The organism is Acinetobacter bouvetii DSM 14964 = CIP 107468, assembly GCF_000368865.1.
GTDB lineage: Bacteria > Pseudomonadota > Gammaproteobacteria > Pseudomonadales > Moraxellaceae > Acinetobacter > Acinetobacter bouvetii.
This window is the reverse complement of record NZ_KB849727.1, coordinates 714,470-736,995: the sequence shown is the minus strand read 5'-3', so window position 1 is coordinate 736,995 and position 22,526 is coordinate 714,470. Positions and strand designations below refer to the sequence as shown.

At 43.0% G+C, this 22,526-nt stretch carries 24 protein-coding genes; 14 read left to right on the top strand and 10 right to left on the bottom strand.

Annotated elements, in window-relative coordinates; genetic code table 11:
• Positions 1 to 85 precede the first annotated feature (85 nt).
• From yaaA to F941_RS10480, 5 genes are all read left to right on the top strand, one after another.
• Positions 86 to 865: a peroxide stress protein YaaA gene (yaaA, locus tag F941_RS10500; protein ID WP_005010979.1), complete on the top strand. Its 780-nt coding sequence runs from the start codon at positions 86 to 88 to the stop codon at positions 863 to 865.
• A 385-nt stretch (positions 866 to 1,250) separates the two neighbouring features.
• Positions 1,251 to 1,439: a hypothetical protein gene (locus F941_RS10495; protein WP_005010974.1), complete on the top strand. Its 189-nt coding sequence runs from the start codon at positions 1,251 to 1,253 to the stop codon at positions 1,437 to 1,439.
• Positions 1,440 to 1,844: 405 nt separating this feature from the next.
• On the top strand, positions 1,845 to 3,167 hold the full coding sequence (locus tag F941_RS10490; RefSeq protein WP_005010972.1) for an NCS2 family permease: 1,323 nt from the start codon (positions 1,845 to 1,847) through the stop codon (positions 3,165 to 3,167).
• A 66-nt stretch (positions 3,168 to 3,233) separates the two neighbouring features.
• Positions 3,234 to 4,235 (top strand): adenosine deaminase, encoded by a 1,002-nt coding sequence (locus F941_RS10485; protein WP_005010968.1) that lies wholly within the window; start codon positions 3,234 to 3,236, stop codon positions 4,233 to 4,235.
• Between the two features lie 70 nt (positions 4,236 to 4,305).
• Positions 4,306 to 4,656: a hypothetical protein gene (locus F941_RS10480; RefSeq protein ID WP_005010966.1), complete on the top strand. Its 351-nt coding sequence runs from the start codon at positions 4,306 to 4,308 to the stop codon at positions 4,654 to 4,656.
• A gap of 46 nt (positions 4,657 to 4,702) precedes the next feature.
• On the opposite strand, the gene F941_RS10475 is transcribed toward F941_RS10480, so the two are convergent.
• Positions 4,703 to 5,257, bottom strand: coding sequence for a cytochrome b (locus tag F941_RS10475; protein WP_005010965.1), 555 nt, complete (start codon positions 5,255 to 5,257; stop codon positions 4,703 to 4,705).
• Between the two features lie 213 nt (positions 5,258 to 5,470).
• On the opposite strand from F941_RS10475, the gene F941_RS10470 reads away from it, so the two are divergent.
• Both F941_RS10470 and rnhB read left to right on the top strand, forming a co-directional pair.
• Complete coding sequence (locus tag F941_RS10470; protein WP_005010963.1) at positions 5,471 to 5,854, top strand: hypothetical protein; 384 nt, start codon at positions 5,471 to 5,473, stop codon at positions 5,852 to 5,854.
• 117 nt (positions 5,855 to 5,971) lie between these two features.
• Positions 5,972 to 6,550: a ribonuclease HII gene (gene rnhB / locus F941_RS10465; protein WP_026253352.1), complete on the top strand. Its 579-nt coding sequence runs from the start codon at positions 5,972 to 5,974 to the stop codon at positions 6,548 to 6,550.
• 82 nt (positions 6,551 to 6,632) lie between these two features.
• On the opposite strand, the gene csrA is transcribed toward rnhB, so the two are convergent.
• The 5 genes from csrA to F941_RS10440 form a co-directional block, all read right to left on the bottom strand.
• Positions 6,633 to 6,887 carry a carbon storage regulator CsrA gene (gene csrA / locus F941_RS10460; RefSeq protein ID WP_004989721.1) on the bottom strand — a complete coding sequence of 85 codons (255 nt, stop codon included), beginning with the start codon at positions 6,885 to 6,887 and terminating at the stop codon, positions 6,633 to 6,635.
• A gap of 244 nt (positions 6,888 to 7,131) precedes the next feature.
• Entirely contained in the window at positions 7,132 to 8,412 is a 1,281-nt protein-coding gene (locus F941_RS10455) for an aspartate kinase (RefSeq protein WP_005010959.1), read from the bottom strand.
• Positions 8,413 to 8,771: 359 nt separating this feature from the next.
• Positions 8,772 to 11,465, bottom strand: a complete 2,694-nt coding sequence (gene alaS / locus F941_RS10450) for an alanine--tRNA ligase (RefSeq protein ID WP_171065515.1) — start codon at positions 11,463 to 11,465, stop codon at positions 8,772 to 8,774.
• A gap of 300 nt (positions 11,466 to 11,765) precedes the next feature.
• On the bottom strand, positions 11,766 to 12,302 hold the full coding sequence (locus F941_RS10445; protein WP_005010954.1) for a hypothetical protein: 537 nt from the start codon (positions 12,300 to 12,302) through the stop codon (positions 11,766 to 11,768).
• A 9-nt stretch (positions 12,303 to 12,311) separates the two neighbouring features.
• Positions 12,312 to 13,115, bottom strand: coding sequence for a hypothetical protein (locus F941_RS10440; protein ID WP_228128317.1), 804 nt, complete (start codon positions 13,113 to 13,115; stop codon positions 12,312 to 12,314).
• Positions 13,116 to 13,259: 144 nt separating this feature from the next.
• Here F941_RS10440 and F941_RS10435 point away from each other — a divergent pair, with 144 nt between their 5' ends.
• Positions 13,260 to 14,282 carry a type I glyceraldehyde-3-phosphate dehydrogenase gene (locus F941_RS10435; RefSeq protein WP_005010952.1) on the top strand — a complete coding sequence of 341 codons (1,023 nt, stop codon included), beginning with the start codon at positions 13,260 to 13,262 and terminating at the stop codon, positions 14,280 to 14,282.
• Between the two features lie 183 nt (positions 14,283 to 14,465).
• Positions 14,466 to 14,765: a hypothetical protein gene (locus F941_RS10430; RefSeq protein ID WP_005010951.1), complete on the top strand. Its 300-nt coding sequence runs from the start codon at positions 14,466 to 14,468 to the stop codon at positions 14,763 to 14,765.
• 85 nt (positions 14,766 to 14,850) lie between these two features.
• On the opposite strand, the gene F941_RS10425 is transcribed toward F941_RS10430, so the two are convergent.
• Together F941_RS10425 and F941_RS10420 are read right to left on the bottom strand one after the other, a co-directional pair.
• Positions 14,851 to 15,150: an AzlD family protein gene (locus F941_RS10425; RefSeq protein WP_005010949.1), complete on the bottom strand. Its 300-nt coding sequence runs from the start codon at positions 15,148 to 15,150 to the stop codon at positions 14,851 to 14,853.
• Positions 15,147 to 15,893, bottom strand: coding sequence for an AzlC family ABC transporter permease (locus tag F941_RS10420; RefSeq protein ID WP_005010947.1), 747 nt, complete (start codon positions 15,891 to 15,893; stop codon positions 15,147 to 15,149). The genes F941_RS10425 and F941_RS10420 overlap by 4 nt, the downstream gene beginning before the upstream one ends.
• Positions 15,894 to 16,040: 147 nt before the next feature.
• Between F941_RS10420 and F941_RS10415 the strand changes: the two genes are divergently transcribed.
• Complete coding sequence (locus F941_RS10415; protein ID WP_005010946.1) at positions 16,041 to 16,496, top strand: Lrp/AsnC family transcriptional regulator; 456 nt, start codon at positions 16,041 to 16,043, stop codon at positions 16,494 to 16,496.
• A gap of 116 nt (positions 16,497 to 16,612) precedes the next feature.
• Here F941_RS10415 and F941_RS10410 read toward each other — a convergent pair whose 3' ends face one another.
• Entirely contained in the window at positions 16,613 to 17,131 is a 519-nt protein-coding gene (locus F941_RS10410) for a hypothetical protein (protein ID WP_005010944.1), read from the bottom strand.
• Between the two features lie 409 nt (positions 17,132 to 17,540).
• On the opposite strand from F941_RS10410, the gene F941_RS10405 reads away from it, so the two are divergent.
• From F941_RS10405 to F941_RS10390, 4 genes are all read left to right on the top strand, one after another.
• Entirely contained in the window at positions 17,541 to 18,707 is a 1,167-nt protein-coding gene (locus F941_RS10405; protein ID WP_005010939.1) for an ATP phosphoribosyltransferase regulatory subunit, read from the top strand.
• A gap of 84 nt (positions 18,708 to 18,791) precedes the next feature.
• Positions 18,792 to 20,111 carry an adenylosuccinate synthase gene (locus F941_RS10400; RefSeq protein ID WP_005010938.1) on the top strand — a complete coding sequence of 440 codons (1,320 nt, stop codon included), beginning with the start codon at positions 18,792 to 18,794 and terminating at the stop codon, positions 20,109 to 20,111.
• Positions 20,112 to 20,349: 238 nt separating this feature from the next.
• A complete protein-coding gene (locus tag F941_RS10395) occupies positions 20,350 to 20,658 on the top strand; it encodes a hypothetical protein (RefSeq protein WP_005010937.1) in 309 nt (102 codons plus the stop codon).
• A gap of 117 nt (positions 20,659 to 20,775) precedes the next feature.
• Positions 20,776 to 21,549, top strand: coding sequence for a M48 family metallopeptidase (locus tag F941_RS10390; RefSeq protein WP_005010932.1), 774 nt, complete (start codon positions 20,776 to 20,778; stop codon positions 21,547 to 21,549).
• A gap of 435 nt (positions 21,550 to 21,984) precedes the next feature.
• On the opposite strand, the gene F941_RS10385 is transcribed toward F941_RS10390, so the two are convergent.
• Positions 21,985 to 22,467, bottom strand: coding sequence for an FKBP-type peptidyl-prolyl cis-trans isomerase (locus F941_RS10385; RefSeq protein WP_005010926.1), 483 nt, complete (start codon positions 22,465 to 22,467; stop codon positions 21,985 to 21,987).
• Positions 22,468 to 22,526 lie beyond the last annotated feature (59 nt).

Here is a 22,526-nt window from a genome sequence, read left to right as displayed (position 1 = left end):
CGATAATGCTCAGTAAAAACACAGATTGGAAATAAAATAAGTCTACTGTTATAGTTTGTTTACTTAAATTTTAATCAAGTTATTTATGCTCGCTTTAATTTCTCCTGCCAAAACCTTGGATTATGAAACTGCATTGCCTACAGATCTAAACACATTACCAAGATTGCTGGATCATTCACAAGCGCTTATCGACGTAAGTCGTAAGCTTTCCGCTTCAGATATCGCCAATTTGATGAGTGTGAGTGAGAAAATCGCGACTTTAAACGCAGCGCGCTTTCGGGATTGGCAGTCCGACCTGAATTTTTCTAATGCGCGGCAGGCGCTGTTTGCATTCAAAGGCGATGTGTATACGGGTCTAGATGCATATAGCCTGAATGATCAGCAAATCGATTATGCGCAAAAGCATTTGCGCATGCTTTCGGGCTTATATGGACTATTGCGCCCCTTAGATTTAATGATGCCGTACCGTTTGGAAATGGGAACGAAACTGCAAAACCCGCGCGGCCATAATCTTTATGAATTTTGGGGCGACCACATCACGAAAATGATTAATAAGGACTTGGCGGAAGCCGGCTCTGAGCTTCTGCTAAACATCGCTTCAGATGAGTATTACAAGTCGGTCAAGGAAAGCGGGATTCAAGCTCAGATTATTAAGCCTGTGTTCTTGGATCAGAAAAATGGCAAATATAAAGTCATCAGTTTTTATGCCAAAAAAGCCCGCGGTTTAATGGCGCGCTATATGCTTGAACATAAAATTGAACGGGCTGAAGACTTAAAGTCATTTAATACGGGAGGGTACTATTTTGATGCAGATAGCTCATCCCAAAGCGAATTGGTGTTTAAGCGTGATGAGCAGGCCGCTTAAAGCCTTAATTTAATTTTGCCTGAATGGCGCTTTATTGGCTCATGCGATAAAGCGCCAGGCAAATTATGAATAGTCCTGAATCATATTTTCAGCAATACATTTTACCGGGAATACGTATTGCTGAATGGTGTGCCGCATGCTCAGCAAAAAGGAAATGTATGTACTTCACTTCGGCTGTATTAAAAATAGAATATTGCCTGAAGCAGGTGGCTATTTTTTATTTAGCCAGTAACTATAAGTAAGTTTATTTTTAAAATAAATTATAAATTTTCTGATAAATAAGATAAAAATAGTAAATTAATCAAATGAAACGTGATTTGAATCACACTTTGTGTTTTAGTTTTGTTATTATAATAAAAAGTTAAGTAAACAATAAAAGCCAGTTATGAAAAGTCTTATCATTCCATTTTTTATTATGCTCGTGTGCATCTTGGGATTTGTGGTCTATAAAGATACAGAGGTCAAGAGGCAGCAGGAACTGAATGAGCTGATGAATGAAGTCAATCAGACCCAAAACGTGGAAGAGATGGACAGCTCTTTTGCGCTTAATCCTGCTCAAACTGCAGAAAAATAGCCGGCAGGATAAAAAGCTTAACTTTTTTAGAAAATCGAATTTCTTTTAAATAAAACCAATATCTTAAATATAATAAATTTATCAGCGCAATAAAATTTAGAAACAATAAAAATCAATGTGTTATAATTTGCGGCATGTAAAATTAGATCGGTTTATTGCTTTTTAAGCTTCTGATTTAATTCAGGTAAATGAAGCTGCATAAGACTATGCAGCTTTTTTGTTGATGACCGTTTAGCTGTTTGCAATATATCGCTTAATTGGTTGATTGCATAAATATTTTTTTCTTGCAGTATGAAAATGCTGGCATACAGATTGCTAGAACATCCACAAAATTAATGATATTTCAATTGTGATTAATTTTGTGGAGTGCTTAGGGCATAAAGTTTACTCAATAGGGGCTAGGTCATGACGACTCCTAATCCATCTTCAGAAAATATACTTGAACGCCTGTTCAAGCTGAGTGAAAACAAAACCAGCTTTAGAACAGAGGTATTAGCAGGTGTAACGACATTCCTTACGATGTGTTACATCATTATTGTGAATCCAATGATTTTGTCTGAAACAGGCATGGATCATGGCGCTGTCTTTGTTGCAACTTGTCTTGCAGCAGCCATCGGCTGTTTGGTAATGGGGCTGGTTGCAAACTATCCTATTGCGCTTGCGCCGGGTATGGGCTTGAATGCCTACTTTACTTATTCAGTGTGTTTAGGCATGGGTGTGCCTTGGCAAACGGCTTTGGCAGCAGTCTTTGTGTCAGGCTTAATTTTTATTGCCATCAGCATGTTCAAAATCCGAGAAGCAATTGTCAATGCAATTCCAATGTCGCTGAAACTGGCGATTGGCGGCGGTATTGGCTTGTTCCTTGCGCTGGTTGCATTGAAAAATGCAGGCATTATTGTCAAAAATGATGCAACTTTGGTGGGCTTGGGCGACCTGGGTCAGCCTCCTGCAATGTTAGCGCTGCTGGGCTTTTTGTTAATTGTGATCATGCATCAGTTTAAAGTCCGCGGTTCAATTATCATCAGTATTTTGGTGATTACAGCGATTTCTACTGCTTTAGGCTATAACCAGTTCCAAGGCGTAGTCGGTGAAATTCCTTCAATTGCGCCAACGTTCATGCAAATGGATTTTTCAGGCTTGTTTGAAGCGAGTCTGATTGGCGTCATCTTTGTATTCTTTTTGGTCGATTTATTTGACTCAACAGGGACATTGGTTGGTGTATCACACCGTGCAGGCCTGTTGAAAGATGGCAAACTGCCGCGTTTGAAAAAAGCCTTATTCGCTGATTCGACAGCGATTGTTGCCGGCGCTGCATTAGGCACATCATCTACGACGCCATATATTGAATCTTCTGCCGGTGTTGCTGCAGGCGGCCGTACAGGATTGACTGCTGTCGTTGTCGCTATCCTGTTTGTCCTGTGCTTATTTTTAGCGCCATTAGCGCAATCGGTGCCTGGCTTTGCCACAGCGCCAGCGCTTCTGTTTGTTGGCGTACTGATGATTCAGGGGATTGTGCATATTGAATGGGATGAAATTACGGAAGCAGTTCCAGCATTCTTAACCATTGTCTTTATGCCGTTTACCTATTCAATTGCAGACGGCATTGCAATGGGTTTCATCAGCTATGCATTAATTAAATTGTTTACTGGCAAAGCGAAAACTGTACCGTATATGGTATGGATTATTGCTGCGCTTTGGGCATTGAAATTTGCGATGTTTGGCGGTTAATTCGCCAGGCAAGTCAAAGGGTGTAAACTCAGTTTACACCCTTTTTTATTTTTATGAGGATAAGAGATGGATCAACTTGAGCTGATTCGCGCTTTGCCTAAAGCAGAGCTGCATGTGCATATTGAAGGGACTTTTGAACCCGAGTTAATGTTTGAAATTGCGCAGCGCAACCAAATTGCAATCCCTTATCAATCTGTAGAAGAAGTAAAGCAAGCGTATAACTTTCATAATTTACAGTCTTTTTTAGACATTTATTATGCAGGCGCGAATGTGCTCATTCATGAGCAGGATTTTTACGATTTGGCTTGGGCGTATTTTGAAAAATGCGCAGAAGACAATGTGGTTCATACAGAAATGTTCTTTGATCCGCAAACACATACCGACCGCGGTATCGCATTTGAAACAGTGATCAATGGCCTGCAGCGCGCCTGTGATGACGCAAAAGCGAAATTGGGCATTACATCGCATTTAATCATGTGCTTCCTGCGCCATTTAAGTGAAGAGGCTGCTTTTGAAACGCTGGAGCAGGCGCTGCCGTTTAAAGATCAAATTATTGGCGTAGGCTTGGATTCCAGTGAAATGGGGCATCCGCCGGCAAAATTTGAACGTGTCTTTGCCAAAGCGCGTGAGCAGGGCTTTCTGATTGTTGCGCATGCGGGCGAAGAAGGGCCAGCGGAATATGTCTGGGAAGCGCTGGATTTGCTGAAAGTAAACCGCATTGATCACGGTGTGCGTTCGGAAGAAGATCCGAAACTGATGCAGCGCCTGATTGCTGAAAAAATGCCGTTAACAGTCTGTCCGCTCAGCAACTTAAAGCTGTGTGTGGTCAACGATATGGCAGAGCATAACATCCGCCGCTTGCTGCAGCAGGGCGTGCATGTCACGGTCAATTCTGATGACCCATCGTACTTTGGCGGCTATATGAATGACAATTTCATAGCGATTGCTCAAGCATTGGATTTAAGCAATGAGGAGCTGAAGCAGCTGGCAATTAATTCATTTGAAGCTTCATTTATTTCTGCTGAAGAAAAGCAGAAATGGAAGCTGCAGATTGAAAACTTGCACTAAGCGCTGAGCGAATAGAGGGCAGCATCAGCTGCCCTTTTTTTAAATCAAGAAAATTGAATCGACATCAAAAATGAATGTATGTGCCAAAGCATCTGTATTTTTCTGCAGCATGCTCTATTTTTGCAGTGCAGAAGCCGGCCAGTCTGCAATGCAGAAAATGCTGAATCCCGTGATTGAACATCAATGCGCTTTAGAATTGAAAGATTCTAACTTATGGAAAGCTTCTACGTTTTTAATGACAGCAGGCAATAAGTGGCAATTTGAGCAGGATGTCTGCAGCTGTGTCAGTGCCAATGCGCTGAATGATGTGCCGGCGTCAGAATTGGCGCATGCCGCAGTAAGCGCTGAGGCTAAAAATCAGCTGATTAAAACAGCTGTGCTGAATACGGTAAAAAACTGTGTCATACAGCAGAAAAAGTAAAAGCGCCTTAAGGCGCTTTTAATGGGTGTTAGGGTGAAATTGCGGTTTATTTGCCTTGGTGGATCATGCTTCTTAAGACGTTGTCTTTATCAATAAAGTGATGCTTTAAAGCCGCCAGTATGTGACCCGCAAGCAGCAGGCCAGCAGCCCATGAGATATAAATATGCAGCGGTTTAACAATCGCGAGGATATCCGGATCTTCCTGCACTAAGCGCGGAATATCAAATAAATACAGTACAGGGGCGGGATGGCCTGCGCTCCAGCTGAACAGACAGCCGGTAATCGGTAGTGCAAGTAAAACTAAATAAAGCGCTAAATGGCCCAAATGTGCCAATTTTTTCATCAGCGGCAACATGCTTGCAGGCAGCTCCGGCGCGGGGTGAGTGTAGCGCCAGAAAATCCGGATGACTACTAAAAAGATGATGGTAGTTGCAATATTTTTATGCAGGGTAATCACTTCCCCTTTAAAGCTGCCATCTGTTTCATAGCTTAAAAAATTGCCGCTGTAAAATCCAATGAGCCATGCGGCGATAAAAATAATTGCCATAAGCCAATGCAGCAGCTGTGCTGTGCGCGTGTAGTATCCAGTTGTATTTTTCATTTTGGCATCAAGCTATTTGAGGTTGATAGATCCTATTTTATATCTGAGCGGGAAGAAAGTGAAATTTAAGAACATAGCGTTGAAAATCTGCAACGCTCAATAATGTTTTATTAATATACATCTGCCGTGTATTTGTATTGCAGCTATTTCTTAAAATTTCAACTTTGGGCAAAATAGCGCTGCTGAATTTTATAAACATGATAAGGAAACGCAGTGAAAAAACTTCTTGCTGTTATGGCGCCACTCGCAATCGTTCTTTCGGCTTGTACAGCAACCGGCACATCGACGACTTCAACTGGCGCACAGACTGCGACACAGCAGCTGGGAATGGCTGCGATCAAAATTGCGATTAACGCAAAATGCACAACTGAATTAAATACGCTTCCAGCATGGCAAACCGCCACTAAAGTAATGACTTCAACACAAAAGCAAAATATTCAATCCGAGATTTGCGGCTGTGTCAGTGAAAAAGCGCCGCAAAGCGTCACGGCTGTTGATTTGGCAACGGCTGCGCTTGATCCGAATGCGCGTGCTACAATCGTCAGCAATGTTGTGTCTAAAACAATTAATGCATGTGTGCAGGAAGCTGTTAGCTAAGCATGAGTGATTTGCCGCTATTCGAATGCTGTTTTCAATATGGCTGAAATGAAATAGCAGTTTGAAAATAGGCTGACCGGTTCAGCCTATTTTTATGATATTAAAAAGGTAGTAATGATGAAAATTGCAGGTGCTGATGAAGCGGGACGCGGACCTTTGGTGGGTTCGGTGGTCGCTGCTGCTGTGATATTGGATCCGAATAATCCGATTGAAGGACTGAACGATTCAAAAAAGCTCAGTGAAAAAAAACGGGAAAAGTTATTTATTGAAATTCAGGAAAAGGCTTTAGCTTGGGCAATTGCGGAATGTTCTGCTGCTGAAATTGATGAATACAATATTTTGCAGGCATCACTGCTGGCGATGCGCCGTGCTGTAGAGAAGCTTTCAGTTCAGCCGGAACATTTGCTGGTGGATGGCAATAAAGTGCCCCAAGGCTTAAGCATGAGCTGTGATGCGGTGGTGGGCGGTGATGCGCTGCATCCTGAGATTTCAGCAGCCAGTATTTTGGCAAAAGTGACCCGTGACCGTGAAATGGTGGAACTGGATGCAAAATATCCGCAATATGGTTTTGCTAAGCATAAAGGGTATCCGACCAAAGCTCATTTTGAAGCAATTGCGCAATATGGTGTGATTGATGAGCATCGCCGAAGTTTTGGACCGGTGCGCAAAGTGATTGTTGAGCAGGGCGGGAAATAAAAGCAGAAAAGTAAAAATTGAGATGCTTAAAAAGTTTAAAGCGGCTAGGTAGCCGCTTTATTTTCACAGAACAACGTCAATATTAGCGATTGAAGTTGTTCTGTGAAAAATTATCATCTTCAAAAGAAGGCTGATAATCTTGATCGAGATGTTGAAGATGCTCGTGCATAGCTCGTTCATGTTGAATACGTTGGTAAATTTCTTCACGATGAACGGATACTTCTTTTGGAGCATTTACGCCAATACGCACTTGATTGCCTTTAACCCCAAGCACAGTCACGCTGACCTGGTCCCCAATCATCAATGTTTCTCCGACACGTCGAGTCAGAATCAGCATGTTTATCTCCTTGCAAAACGCTAAACCTGCAATTGATCTAGAATGTAAAAACACAACCTGAAAAAGCAAAGAAAATTCACCAGATAACAGTAACCATCGTTGTTACAGATTTAATTCTAATAAAGTTTCTAAAAATCCTCAGGCTTAATATAACAGAGCCACTATAAGAAAAACTATAGTGGCTCTAGTTTATTTGTAATGTTTTTCAAATACTGTCTAACAATGACAATTGTTGATACATTTATTACGCACGTGCACTTGATTCGCCGTGTTCACGGTCAAGACCAAATGCTGTGTGCAATGCGCGCACTGCAAGTTCCAGGTAATTTTCTTCAATGATGACTGAAATTTTAATTTCAGATGTTGAGATCATTAAAATGTTGATGCCTTCGTCAGCAAGAGCAGTAAACATTTTACTTGCAACGCCTGCATGAGAGCGCATGCCTACGCCTACGATAGATACTTTTACAATGTCGTCACGTGCTGCAACTTCACGCGCGCCAATTGCTTGAGCAGTCGCTTCTAAAATTGCTTTGGCTTTTTTAAAGTCACCACGGTTCACTGTAAAGGTGAAATCAGTCGTACCATCTTCTTCAACATTTTGGATAATCATATCCACTTCAATGTTTGCAGCGCCGATAGGTGATAAGATTTTAGAGGCAATACCAGGAACATCAGGCACACCTAAAATGGTTAATTTTGCTTCGTCACGGTTAAACGCGATACCTGAAATAATTGGCTGTTCCATATTATCTTCCGCTTCAGTGGTGATTAGTGTTCCGACGTTTTGTTTAAAGTTTTCGTCGAATGCGCCATCATTGTCATTATCAAAACTTGATAATACGCGTAAAGGCACTTGGTATTTGCCTGCAAATTCAACTGAACGAATTTGAAGAACTTTAGAACCAAGAGATGCCATTTCCAGCATTTCTTCAAAAGAAATGCGATCCACTTTTTTCGCTTTAGGCGCAACACGCGGGTCAGTGGTATATACACCGTCTACATCTGTGTAAATTTGGCATTCATCTGCTTTCAGCGCTGCTGCAAGCGCAACACCTGAAGTATCAGAACCGCCACGGCCTAAAGTTGTGATGTTTCCTTCAGCATCAAAACCTTGGAAACCAGCAACCACGATCACACGGCCTGCATCTAAATGCCCCGACATTACATCGGTATCAATCGATTCAATACGTGCTTTGGTAAATGCGCTGTCGGTTTTAATCCCAACTTGGCGGCCTGTAAGTGACTTAGCTTCAACACCAATCGAATTGAGCGCCATTGCTAACATTGAAATCGTTACCTGTTCACCCGTAGACACCATTTGGTCTAGTTCACGAGGATCAGGGGTTTCGGTAATGGCTTTCGCTAAAGCCAATAAGCGGTTGGTTTCTCCACTCATTGCTGAAACTACCACAACCACTTTGTGACCATGATCATGCCAGCGCTTTACACGACGAGCTACATTTAAAATGCGCTCGGGAGTACCCATAGAGGTACCGCCATATTTTTGAACGATTAATGCCATAACTATCCTTACCAAGTAAATAAGTCTAAAGACTTAAAGCACTTACACATATTTGGAGCTCACTGCAGTGAGCAGCCCCAAAATACCACGCAGCTCCTAAATTGCAATCTGCAATTGCAATTTATCGGGATACTTTACGCCTGATACTGCACAAAACAGTCATCAGGTTCCATCTTGATTATTCAGCGGCTGTCATTGTGTGATTTCAGCATAAATATCATTTGCAGCGTCTGACGCTTGCTTTATCCGCTTAAGCGATGCTGTTCCAAACCGCGTGGCTTAACACGGCATCTTATAAGCTGAACTGGGGAAGGTAAAAGCCAACAGCATGGCCAGCTTGTACCTGAAATACTTGCGGCTTATTTCTGTGCAAGCCAAGCGGTTAAATCGGCCATAACGGATTCAAACTTCTCATTGAGTGGCGCGCCGCCTTGAGCGAGATCAGGTTTACCGCCGCCTTTGCCGCCCAACTCAGTGGCTAAATGCTTGATAATGTCGCCCGCTTTTACTGCTGAAGTGAAGTCTTTCGCAACAGAAGCGATCAGGCTGACTTTGTCGCCCTCAGCACCTGCCAGTACAATCACAGCATGGTCTAATTTAGATTTAACACTGTCATGCAGATGGCGAAGTGATTTCGCATCTTGTCCTTGAACTGCGGCAATCAGTGTTTGGCGGCCAGCAATTTCCTGAACTTGATTCATCAGTTCAGACGCTTGGAAGTTCGCCAGTTTTTGATTCAACTGCTCAATTTGCTTTTGCAATTGATGTGCTGTTTCAACAGTAGCTTCAACTTTCTCAACAGTTTGGTCTTTTTGAGCTTTGAGCAAATCATTGATGTGGACGATATCCGCATCAACTTTTTGAACCGCTTCTAGCGCTTTCGTGCCTGTTACCGCTTCGATACGGCGGACGCCGGCAGCCACACCGCCTTCAGAAGTGATTTTGAATAAACCAATATCACCCGTACGTTTCACATGGATACCACCACAAAGTTCGATTGAGAAGTTTTTCTCATCCTTTGTCGTACCCATCGCAAGCACACGGACTTCATCGCCATACTTTTCGCCGAACAACATCATTGCGCCTTTCTCTTTGGCCGCTTCAATGTTTAAAAGTTCAGTCGAAACAGCAGTATTGGCAATCACTTCAGCATTGACAATACGTTCAATTTCTTGCAATTGCTCAAATGAAACAGGCTGGTCATTGGCAAAGTCGAAACGTAAAACTTCTGAGGCAACCAATGAACCTTTTTGCTGCACATGCTCGCCAAGAACTTGACGTAAAGCAGCGTGCAGTAAATGCGTTGCAGAGTGGTTGCGTGCAGTTGCGTCACGAAGATCAGCTTTGACAATCGCTTCAACATTTTGAGCGGCTTTTAAGCTGCCCATGGTCACGATACCTTGGTGGACAAATGCGCCCCCAGATTTTTTGGTATCTTGAACTTCGAAAATACCGGTATCGTTTTTGAAGATTCCTGTATCGCCGATTTGACCGCCGCTTTCCGCATAGAAAGGGGTCTGGTTCAATACGATGAACGCTTCATCGCCTTCAACGACTTCATCAACTGGCTCGCCATCTTTATAGATTGCAATGATTTGACCTTGACCTTGCGTTGCATCATAGCCATCAAATTGAGTTTCGCCTTCAACTTTTACAATTGAGTTGTAATCAATTGCAAACTTGCCGGCATCACGAGCACGTTGACGCTGTGCTGCCATTTCAACGTCAAAGCCAGCTTCGTCGATGGTTAAATCACGTTCACGTGCAATATCAGCCGTTAAGTCAGCAGGGAAGCCATACGTGTCGTAAAGTTTAAATACGACTTCACCTGGAATGACAGAACCTTTAAGATTTGCCAATTCGCCTTCAAGCAATTTCAAGCCTTGCTCAAGTGTTTTTGCAAACTGTTCTTCTTCTTTCAGCAATTGCGCTTCGATACGAGCTTTTTGCGCTTCAAGTTCAGGATAAGCCTGACCCATTACGTCAATCAGCGGCTGCAGCATTTTGTAGAAGAATGCACCTGTTGCGCCAAGTTTGTTGCCGTGACGCACTGCGCGGCGGATAATTCGGCGCAATACATAGCCACGGCCTTCATTAGAAGGGTTCACGCCATCTGCAATCAGGAAGCAGCAAGAACGCGCATGATCCGCAACCACTTTCAGTGAAGCTGGGTATTCAACAGGTTTGCCTGATTCTTTGGCCGCTGCTTCAGCTTCAGCCGTATCTACACCGATAATTTCAGCCGCTGATTTGAGCAAGTGCTGGAATAAATCAATTTCGTAGTTCGAGTTGACGTGCTGCAAAACTGCAGAAATACGTTCCAAGCCCATGCCTGTATCGACAGAAGGTGCAGGAAGATTATGCAACACGCCATCTGCAGTGCGGTTGAACTGCATGAATACGTTGTTCCAGATTTCAATGAAACGGTCGCCGTCTTCTTCAGGCGTGCCCGGTAAGCCGCCCCAAATGTGGTCGCCATGGTCAAAGAAGATTTCAGAACATGGACCGCAAGGGCCTGTATCGCCCATTGCCCAGAAGTTGTCTGATGCGTATTGGCCGCCTTTGTTGTCGCCAATGCGGATAATGCGGCTTGCATCTAGACCAATTTCTTTGTTCCAGATATCAAATGCTTCGTCATCGGTGTGATAAACAGTGGCATACAATTTATCTTTAGGCAGCGCTAACCATTCTTCGCCTGTTAAAAAGTCCCAAGCAAAACGGATGGCATCATGTTTGAAATAATCGCCAAATGAGAAGTTGCCCAGCATTTCAAAGAATGTATGGTGACGTGCGGTATAACCGACGTTGTCTAAGTCGTTGTGTTTGCCGCCTGCACGTACACATTTTTGTGATGTTGTTGCACGGACATAGTCACGTTTTTCAAGACCGAGGAAACAGTCTTTGAATTGGTTCATCCCTGCGTTAGTGAATAGCAGAGTAGGGTCATTGGCAGGTACAAGTGAACTTGACGCGACACGTGTATGTCCTTGCGATTCAAAGTAGCGCAAAAATGCTTCACGTATTTCAGCAGTTGTCATAAAACGAGTACTCACAACCAAGTCACTCCTCAATTTTGTATTTGGCGGATAGCATAACAAGCGAGTCTTACTTATTGATTCAAGCTGACTTGATATGCTGGCTTAAAATTTTAAAACGACAAATTATAACGGAAAATGCTGTATGCACCAATGATTTTAAGGTGAATTATTATTTTTTATAATTCGTTGCACTGGTTAATCTAAAAGATTCAAAAGCCATCAAACTGCAAAAATTGTGATTTATGGAAAATGTAATTTTGCCCCTTAAATTTGAGTATGCATGGTCATTGTTATTTTATTTTTCAGCTCGGTATTTTATTCATGTAGCATGAAAAGCTTTTTTGCATCAACTTGATATTGTTGAGTATTAGCCTTGAAGGCGTGTGTCTCTTTTGAAATTTTTGCTTTAGGTTTAATGTTGTCCTGATTTAGATCATCAAAAATCAGTCGAGGTTTGTATTCCGTTAATATTATATCTTGTAAGCCATTTGTGATATGTGGGTTTAAATGTATCACATGTCTTTTGGATAATGTCCATGTTGATATCGAAGACCTGCCAGTTTTCGTTGATGTGAAAGTGAAAAGGGGTGATATCAAACCGGATATTTCAAAGTGTGAGGCTTCGGAAGCTGTGCTGAACGATTCTTTATAGCTTTTCATAATTTTATAAAGATGAACATCAATGGAAAACAATTTTAAATAATAATCCGAAACGTCTTCTTTTAACTGTATAGAGTTACTAATGGCGGGCAGTTTTTGATTTGCATTTAGGCTCAGGTATGGGAGCGGCGCTAGCGTTTTAAGAAAATAAAGGGAGACCCAAGGGGAAGACTTTAAATAGATTTTTTTCATAAATTTGATTTATTCATCTCTGATATCTTCCGATGTTAACAGTTGCTTTTTATTGATTTGATAATATTCCCCATTAAATTTTAAAAGTTGTTGTTCAGCTTTCTTGGAGTGCATCGCTTTACATTTTTCATCAGTATCTTCTGATTTCTTAATTTGTTTTAAAAGAATATCTTGCAGTTGATGGCTTTGACTATTTTGGAGAATGAAAATACTTTTAATATCGTCATTTGTTCCATTTTCACAGCCATATGCAGGACGCCAATTGGTTTGGATATTGGTCTGGATATCTCTAAGCACCCATTGAATATTGTATTTTTGAGAATTTGGATTGGATTGAACGCGAAATAAATTGAATTTATCCAAGTCATAGCTAAAGTAGCCATTGTTCAAATGATGGGTATTGAGTCCAACCACATTTTCATTTGGTAAACTAGAGTAGGGAACACGATCAAATTTAATCGATGAAAATCTGCCATTTCCCTCAGAAATCATTTGTGGATGTATATATTTGAACAAGATTTTTTTGTGATTTGGATTAAGCAGGTAAAGCTGAATTTGATAAATATTTTCTTTATTTGGGGTGAGGTTAGCAGTTGCAATAAGCAAGGTGTTGGCATCGAAATAAATACAATCTGAACGCTCTTGCAGTTCATCAGATTTCAATGTCTTGCTTGTAAGTAGTTTTAGCTCTTGAATCAGTTTAGCTGTCTGTTCTGGCGCACAAGAGGAATAAAGCGGTGTGGCTAATAGTTCAGCACTATAGAAGGCGAAAAGACATAAACATAATTTCGAAATTTGCTTAAATGGATTCATTTTATTTTTCACAAAGTATTGGATATATGGCATTTATTTTTAATGTAAATATTTCTCGCTAATTTTGACAAATATTCTCCGTAAAAGCTAAGAAATCCGATAACATAAGCGTGAAAACCCTTGTTTCAATTGTAAGGAATAATGATGCAACGTGTGGCAATTAACGGATTTGGGCGAATTGGGCGCAATGTTCTCAGAGCTTGGTTTGAAAATCCTAAACAATTTCATTTCGAAATTATTGCCATTAACGATGTTGCGGACATCGAAACTTTATTGCACCTATTCAAATACGATTCAACCCATGGCCGGTTTCAGGGCGAAGTGCAAATAGAAACCGAAAATGGCAAGCAATTTCTAAGCATACGGGCCGGCGAGGCTGCGCTGCGGGTTCAGGTATTGCGCAGCGCAGAGCCGGTTTTACTGCCATGGCAAGCCTTGAATGTTGATGTAGTTTTAGAGTGCACAGGATTATTCCGTTCGCGAGAAGCGGCCACTCAGCATATTCATGCTGGGGCGAAACGCGTGATCATTGGTGCGGCGCCTTTTGACAGTGTGGATGCCGCTATTGTGTACGGCGTGAATCATCATGATGTCAAAGCGCACGATCAGATTATTTCCAGTGTGTCCTGTACGACTCAAGCCTTAGTGCCTTTGGTGAAAATTATTGATGATGCTTTTGGCATAGAGTCTGCGCTGATGACTGAAATTCATGCGGTCACCGCGGATCAGTCGGTTTTAGATCATGCGCACCGGGATCTGCGCCGCGCGCGTGCGTCAGGGCAAAACATCATTCCAACTACATCTTCTGCTTTAGGCGCTTTAAAACGTGTAATGCCAAAAATGGAAGACCGCATCGACGGTTTTTCTATTCGAGTGCCTACCATTAATGTGGCGGCAATTGATCTGACGTTTATCGCACAGTCGCCCATCACTCAGCATCGCTTGAATGAGGTTTTGGTGAAATCTGCTGAGCATGATTACGCTGCAATTATGTCGGTGACAGATGAACCGCTGGTCTCCAGCGATTTTAACCATTCGCCGTATTCTTTAATTGTCGATTTAAGTCAAACCATGACTGTCGGGCGGCAAGCCAAAGTTTTTGCCTGGTATGACAATGAGTGGGGCTATGCCAACCGCCTGCTGGATCTTTGCGAATCTTTTACGTGACGCTATCAGTTTAAAGCGCCTAAAGGCGCTGGATTATTCGAACTGAAAGTGAAATAGCCTTGTTTTGATCGCTGGAATTGCATCATTGATCGTAAAAGTAATGAAATAACTGTTTTTTCTGAAAAAAACCTTTAAAAAATTAGGTAAGATGAAACAAATGAATGATTAAAAAGAGCAAAGCTGATGATTCTATTGTGGGGATTTATTTTTTTACTGTCGATGGCAGTGATCTTTCTGATATGGCTGCAGTTTAAAAATCAAGATGACAATGCAGAAGTTCAAGCAAGCTTGCACTTGGAAGAAAAAATCGTCCATTTAGAAGCGAATTTGAAGAAAACCTTAGAAATTATGCAGGATTTAGCGAAAAAGATGCATGTGCAGCAGGAGACGATGGATCAAACATCGCAAAAGCTGCAGCAGGTTGAGCTGCAAAATGCAGAGCTGGTGAATTTGCTGGCGAAAGTCATGGCGCCTAAAGATTGAGAGTTAAGCGCGAAAGCATAATCCTATTTACAAAAGCCTCTCTGTGATGAACATGGGAGGCTTTATTTTTTGCGCGGCTGTGGGGTCAAACCAGCACCAGCCGCAAACATGCAGCGGATGCCATGCTGATGGCCACGGTCGGCAATAATGAAAAACGCGATGCAACAAGCAGGGTAATAACGATTGCGATCAGGTCTGCAGGGTTGTCTTTTACAAAATAAGGCGCAATCACAGAAATCAGCACGCAGCCGGGCACAACCTCCAAAATCTGGCGCTGTTTTTGGCTTAAGGTTTTATGCTTCAGCAAAACATAGCCAAGGACGCGGGTCAGATAAGTGGTGAAGGCAATAAATAAAATCGCGATGACTGTGGATGCGTGAATCATGCTTCATCTCCTGTTAAGAATACAGCAGAGATAATTCCGCAAACCGCGCCGATAGGCACATGCCAGCCGGAAGGCAAATATAAATAAGCCAATGCTGCGGCCACTAAGCTGACCAGCCATGGGCGGGCAGCGCGTATGCCTTTCCACATGCCGCGCAGCAGCACCAAAAAGACAGCAGGAAAAGCCATATCAAAACCGAAACGGCTGACATCTCCCAGCACGGGGCCAATTATTGCGCCGAGTGTGGTGAAGCCAATCCACATGAGGTAAAGCGCAAAACAAAGGCCTGCGTAGAACAGCATGCTGAATGCGCGCTGCACGCCTAAATAGTGCTGTTTCTTTTGCGCGTCGGCTAAACTTAAAGCCCAGCTCTCATCGCACATAAAAAACAGGGCGGAAAACGCTGTGCGGTTTGGCAAATGCCGTAAATAGGGCGCCAGACTTGCGCCCATTAACAAGTGCCGGCTATTCACAAGGAAAGTGATGAAAATCAGCATGATAATGTTTGGCGGATTAGTCCATACTTCCAAAATGGCAAACTCAGAACCGCCAGCAAAGTTTAAGCCAGTCAGCAATGAAACTTCTGCAAATGATAAGCCTTTTTGAGTGGCTTGCGCGCCAAGCACCAAAGCAAAGGGAATAATGCCGAGCAGCAGGGGAATGGATGTTTTCAGACCGCGTTTGAATTCTGAAAGCTTTTCTGAGGTTGGGGTATCATCTGCGGCAGTCCGAAAGGTCAACATGAGGCTTTCCAATCTTTTAATTACAAAGAGAAACATTGTAAAAGCTTCACTGCAGCATTTGGCGCTGAATTTAATTTATATGCTTTTACTTTTGGCACAATATGCTTTAAATGTATAAAAAATTAGCATGAACTGCTGGGGTTTAAGATGGATCTTATTGATAAGCGGATTCTTTGGGAGGTTCAGCGCAATGGCAAGCTGCAGAATGTCGATTTGGCTCAGAAAGTGGGGCTTTCACCATCGCCATGTTTGCGCCGTGTCAAACAGCTGGAAGATGACGGCATTATCGAAAAATATGTGGCGCTGCTGAATCCGCAAAAAATCAATTTAGGGCTGACCGTATTCGCCCGAATTTGGCTAAAAGGACAGGATGAGAAAACGGTCAATGCCTTTGTAGAGGCGATTCAGTCTATGGATGAAGTGGTGGAATGCCAGCTGATGGCAGGAGACTGTGATTTTTTCCTGAGAATTATGGTGGCGGATTTGGATGCCTACCGCCAGTTTCAAATTCAGCGCTTGAATAAAATTTCCAGTATTCAAAATGTGAAGACTGAAATTCCGCTGCAGAAAATCAAGCAGACTACCGCATTGCCTATTCTGTAACGATGCGGAAGTATTTTTTAGAGCACAAATGATACTCAGATTTTATGTATTGCTCTCTGCCGCCTGAGAGGCGTAATCGCCGCCTCAAGCTGCGGGTTTTCAGGTGTTCAAAGCTTTTACTGCTCAACGTTTTCGTTTAAAAAGCCTTCTTTGATTTGCTGAGGCAGGCCGGCATGCCACCAAGTATAAATATTGGCTTTAATTTCTTCGTCTTCTTCCGGATCATTGAATGGCTCATCATCTTCACGGAGCAGTTCATCGCCCTCAAATTTGAACCAAAATTCCCAAGGATCATCATCACCGCATCCCCAAGCCTGAGCGCGGATAGACGGAGCCAGCGCCTTTAGAAAAAATAAAATCGCTTCAATAAATTCATCGCCTGACGAGCCATGCACAAAATGCGCAATTGAATAGCCTTCGATCGGGTACAGCAGTTCTGGTCCCAGATCAAATTCAATGTTATCCACAGTATCTAAAATTTCTCTAGCCAGCTCAGCGCCATTTTCGGGATTAATGTCACAGGCGAGGGCGATAAATTTATCTGAATCGCCACGGTGCTCTTCAAATAAACGGTCTAATTTTGACATTATTTGAGCATCTGCATGCCTGTAATACAAATTGCTATGTAATTCCATATCTTTTCCCCAAAGTGAAATTGCGTAATCAAAGCATTGAATAAATGTTCGGCTGGACTTGTTGTTGATGCTGAATTGAACAAAAGTATAGATGAATTAGCGGCCTGAACCATTCTTTTTATAATTGAAATTTAAGGATAAAATCATGTTTTAAATAAATTTAATCAATAAATCCTATGGGGCGGAGCGTCACTTTTTTCAACGCGTTTAAATTTGGAGCTGCTGCCTGCCTGTGCAATTGAGGCTGCGGCTCTAAGCCTGCCTGTACGGCTTTAACACGATAAATGAAATTTTCCTGAATTGTCTGATGCATGGCTAAATTGAACGTGCTACACTATGAGAAATCGGGTGTGTTCCCGATTTTTTTATGCGGATTATTTCCGCGCTGACAAGTATTTAGGTTTACAACATGCCCATTTCAGAGACATGGTTATTACCTGATGGTGTAGCTGATGTATTACCAGAACAAGCGCAAGTGATTGAAGCTTTGCGCCGTGAAGCATTGGATTTCCTCGCAACTCGAGGTTATCAGCTGGTGTACACGCCATTTATCGAATACATCGAATCTCTTTCTTCTCTCTCCGAATCGAATCAAGATTTAGACTTAGCCACTTTTAAAGTGATTGACCAGCTGTCTGGCCGGTTGCTTGGTGTGCGTGCCGATATGACACCGCAAGTGGCCCGTATCGATGCGCATGTACATCCAGTCGAAGGCGTAGCGCGTTATTGCTACGCTGGCACGGTTTTACACACTAAACCACAGGGTTTTAATACCACACGCGCGCCGCTGCAGCTGGGTGCAGAATTATTTGGTTCAGACAGCATTGATGCCGACGTTGAAATGGTCGATGTGATGCTGAGCTTGCTTCAAACAGCTGGTTTGGCTGATGGCATTCATCTGGATTTAGGCCATGTCGGATTATTCCGCAGCCTAGTGGCGCATGCAGGCTTATCGAAAGCAGTTGAGCGTCAGCTTTCTGATTTATATCAGCGCAAAGCATTGCCTGAACTGGCTGAATTTACTCAAGAATTAAAATTCGGTGCAGATTTTTATAATTTAGGCCGTTATGCAAGCGATTTAGATGCGCTGCAGGCGAATTTAAGTGCTGAGATTTTTGAAAATCCTGAGTTTAAGCAGGCATTTGATGCTGTTAAGCAAACCCAGTCAGAAATTCAGGCGCGCTGGCCAGCGCTGCATATTGGTATAGATGTTGTAGAGCTACGTTCATATCACTATCACACTGGTTTAATGTATGCCGTATATGCGCCAAACCGTGCAGCGCCGCTGGCTCAAGGCGGACGTTATGACGGGATTGGCCAGCACTTTGGACGCGCGCGTCCAGCAACAGGCTTCTCTTGTGACCTTTATGCATTATGTGCGGGTCAATTTAAGCAGATTCAAAAAGTTGTTGCGCCTAAAGGCACAGACAAGGCATTGCTTGACGCAATTGCGGACGTCCGCGCACAAGGCTTAAGTGTAATTCAGTTACTTGGGAACGATGATTTAAAATCAGTTCCAAATGCAACGCATCAATTGGTGAATGTTGCAGGCGAGTGGAAAGTCGAAGCGGTTTAATCGAAACAGTTTAATGGCAAGGCTGAATGTTCATGTCATTCAGCTTTACTCTCAATTTTAACAGCATGATGTAATGAGGCTATTATGGGCAAGAATGTTGTGGTACTTGGTACCCAATGGGGCGACGAAGGCAAAGGCAAGATCGTCGACCTGCTCACAGATCAAGCGGCTGCGGTTGTTCGCTATCAAGGCGGTCACAACGCTGGCCATACTCTCGTAGTTGGTGGTAAGAAAACTGTATTACACCTCATTCCATCTGGCATCTTGCGTGAAAACGTACTGTGCTTAATTGGTAATGGTGTTGTACTTTCACCGGAAGCGCTGATTAAAGAAATGGACATTCTTGAAAAAGAAGGTGTGCCAGTTCGTGAGCGTCTGCGTATTTCTCCAAACTGCCCATTGATTCTTCCGCACCACATTGCGTTAGACCAGGCGCGTGAAATTAAGCGCGGCAATGCAAAAATTGGCACCACCGGCCGCGGTATTGGCCCAGCGTATGAAGATAAAGTTGCACGCCGTGCAATCCGTGTTGCTGACTTGGTACGCGGCGGTGAGCATCTTAAGGCGCAGCTGGAAGAGCTTCTTGAATACCACAACTTCCAATTGACTCAATTCTTCGGCGTTGACGCCGTGAATGTTGATGACGTGATTGCACTGTGTGATGAATGGCGTAAAGTCGTTGCTCCGCTGGTTATTGACGTAACAACAGAGCTTCACAACTACCGTAAAAACGGCGACAACATTATGTTTGAAGGCGCGCAAGGTTCACTTCTTGACGTCGACCATGGTACATATCCGTATGTAACCTCTTCAAATACTACTGCTGGCGGCGTAAGCTCTGGTTCAGGCCTTGGCCCATTGCACCTGGATTATGTTTTGGGTATTACCAAAGCGTACACTACCCGTGTCGGCGCTGGACCATTCCCAACTGAACTTGTTTACGATGCTGCCAATGATGTTGGCGATGCGATTGGTAAACACTTGGGTACAATCGGTTCAGAATTTGGCGCGTCTACAGGCCGTCAGCGCCGCTGCGGCTGGTTTGATGCTGAAATACTGCGCCGTTCTGTAGATGTCAACTCGCTTTCAGGCATTTGCTTAACTAAACTTGACGTTCTTGACGGTTTAGAAGAAGTGAAAATCTGTGTGGGTTATGAAGCTGCAGATTCGGGCTGTGTGGGTTCTTCTGATGCGCTTGCATTTGAAACTTTAAAGCCAATCTACGAAACGATGCCAGGCTGGTCTGAGTCAACTTTTGGTGCAAAATCTTTAGATCAATTGCCTCAAAATGCGATCAACTACATTAAGCGTATCGAGCAGCTGATTGAATGTCCAATCGACATCATTTCTACAGGTCCAGACCGTGAAGAAACGATGATTCTGCGTCACCCGTTCCAAGCTTAATGCTTAGAATATGATGCAAAAAAAGCCCCGCAAAAGCGGGGCTTTTTTACAGCTGTAAACAGCAACGGAATGCCTAAGCCGAATCTGATCAAATCTGTAAAGCCGTTTCTGCGAAGCCTCAGTCTCTGAATAAAATCTGAGTTTGGATTAGCCGATACTAAAGTTGCAGTCCAGTGTGCTGTACAGCGTCAGCAGAGTTGCTAAAATGCATTTCACTTCATATTTCAGGCGCTGCAGGATGCAGAAGTACATATCAGGAACCATCTTTTATTCTTTGCTGTTTGCCATGGGCGGTGCGCCCACAATTGCGATGATGATTATTCGGGCGCAAACCTCAAATCCTGAAATTATTTATACAGCTTTCGTTGGATTATCGGCCATGATTGCCTGTATTTTAGTGCCAATTATATTGATTCAAAATGCATTTCTATTTTTTAAACGTAAAAGTGAAACACTTGAGACAAAGGTCGAGCCGCTGTGCAAGCTGTATCTATTTTTGAATGCCTGCTGTTTGCTCTATTGGCTTTATATTCAGTTTATTGGATGAACATATTTTACATAAATCCTATCATAATGTGCTTTAACTTCATTCAACCTCCTAAATTTGAAGAATATAATTGCTATAATTCATGCTGTTTAGATTGCGGGTTTGGAGTCCTGAATAATGAATAAAAAAATATTAATGAGCTTATGTGCAGCAGGTGCTGTAACAATTTCTGGCTGTACAACTGTGGCTGATATGGCTGGCGCGGATACCGCAACACTGAACGCGGCAGCGACTCAAGGTTTTAATAAAACGGTCACTGAAGCGCGCAACAGCAATACTTTAGACACCTCATCTGCGACTTATAAGCGTATTTACAGCGTGTTTACCCGCCTTAAGCCTTATGCCGATCAAATGAACCAAACCGGGACTAAATTTGACTGGCAGCTTGCAGTGCTGAAATCGCCGCAAGTCAATGCTTATGTGGCGCCAGGCGGTAAAGTTGTATTTTATACAGGGATTGTCACGAAGCTGAACCTGACAGATGCTGAAATTGCCGCGGTGATGGGCCATGAAATGGTGCATGCCCTAGAAGAGCATTCGAAGAATAAAGTTGGCGCGCAGGCGCTGACAGATTTGGCGCTGGGCATTGGCTTAAGCGCAGCGGGTGTCGGTCAGACAGGAACAGCGGCAGCGCAATTGGGCAGCCAAATTGGGATTGGCTTGCCCTATTCACGCAGTTTGGAAAGCCGAGCGGATCAGGGCGGCTTAATGCTGATGGCGCGGGCAGGCTATAATCCTCAGGCTGCAATTACGCTGTGGGAAAAAATGAATAAGCTTGAAGGCGCTGGCGGTTCATCATTCCTGTCGACTCACCCGTCAAATAGCCAGCGGATTGATGCCATGCGTAAAAACCTGCCGGCTGCGCAGCAGATTTACAACCAACGCAGATAAAGAAATTTAAAACACATGCGCAGGATATAAATTCCGATAAAAAAGCAGAGCCTATGCTCTGCTTTTTTATGCGATCTAATTTTTAAGTTAAACGGAGACGTTGTTTTAAGGCCGATGTTTATTCAGATGATGATGTGTACCTTGGCACTTGCATGCTAGCTAAGCAGGATTTGAAGTCATTCATCCCGATTTAGCTATCTATTCAATAGCCACAGCGGGTTTTATAATGCGCTTTTTTTAGCGCTAGTGCAGGCGCTTAGAGAATGATTGGGTGTTCACATATAAGTTTAACAATAAACTGTGCTGCAGTATGAAATGATCTAAAGCCGGATGAATAGCCGAAACTGCGCTGGGTGCGGAATATCATTTGTCATTTATCAGCAATAAAAAAGGCAAAGTAAAAACTTTGCCTTTTGCACGTCAGATCATAAGATCTTAGTGGTGGTGGCCGCCGGCACCGTGTACGTGACCGTGATCTAATTCTTCTTGAGAAGGTTCACGGATTTCAATGATTTCAACGGCAAAAGTCAGATCTTGGCCAGCAAGCGGGAAGTTTGCATCTACAACAACATTGTCGCCTTCAACTGCTTTAACAGTTACGATTTGAACGCCGTCATCAGTTTGAGCTTGGAATTGCATGCCAGCTTGAATATTGTCAACGCCTTGGAACATTTGAGCTGGAACTTCTTGTACTAGGTCTGGGTTGTATTCGCCATAACCTTCAGCAGCAGGAACAGTTACAGTAAATTTTTCACCAACTGTTTTGCCTAATAATGCTTTTTCTAGGCCAGGGATGATGTTGCCAGCGCCGTGCAAATAGGCAAGTGGTTCACCTTGAGATTGGTCAAGTGTTTCACCTTCAGCATTAGTCAATGTGTAGTGGAAAGAAACCACAAGGTTATTTGCAATAGCAGTCATGTTATTGATCCATTCAATTTTTTAAGGGTACATCATAAAGTGAAATTGCTTTTTTGTAG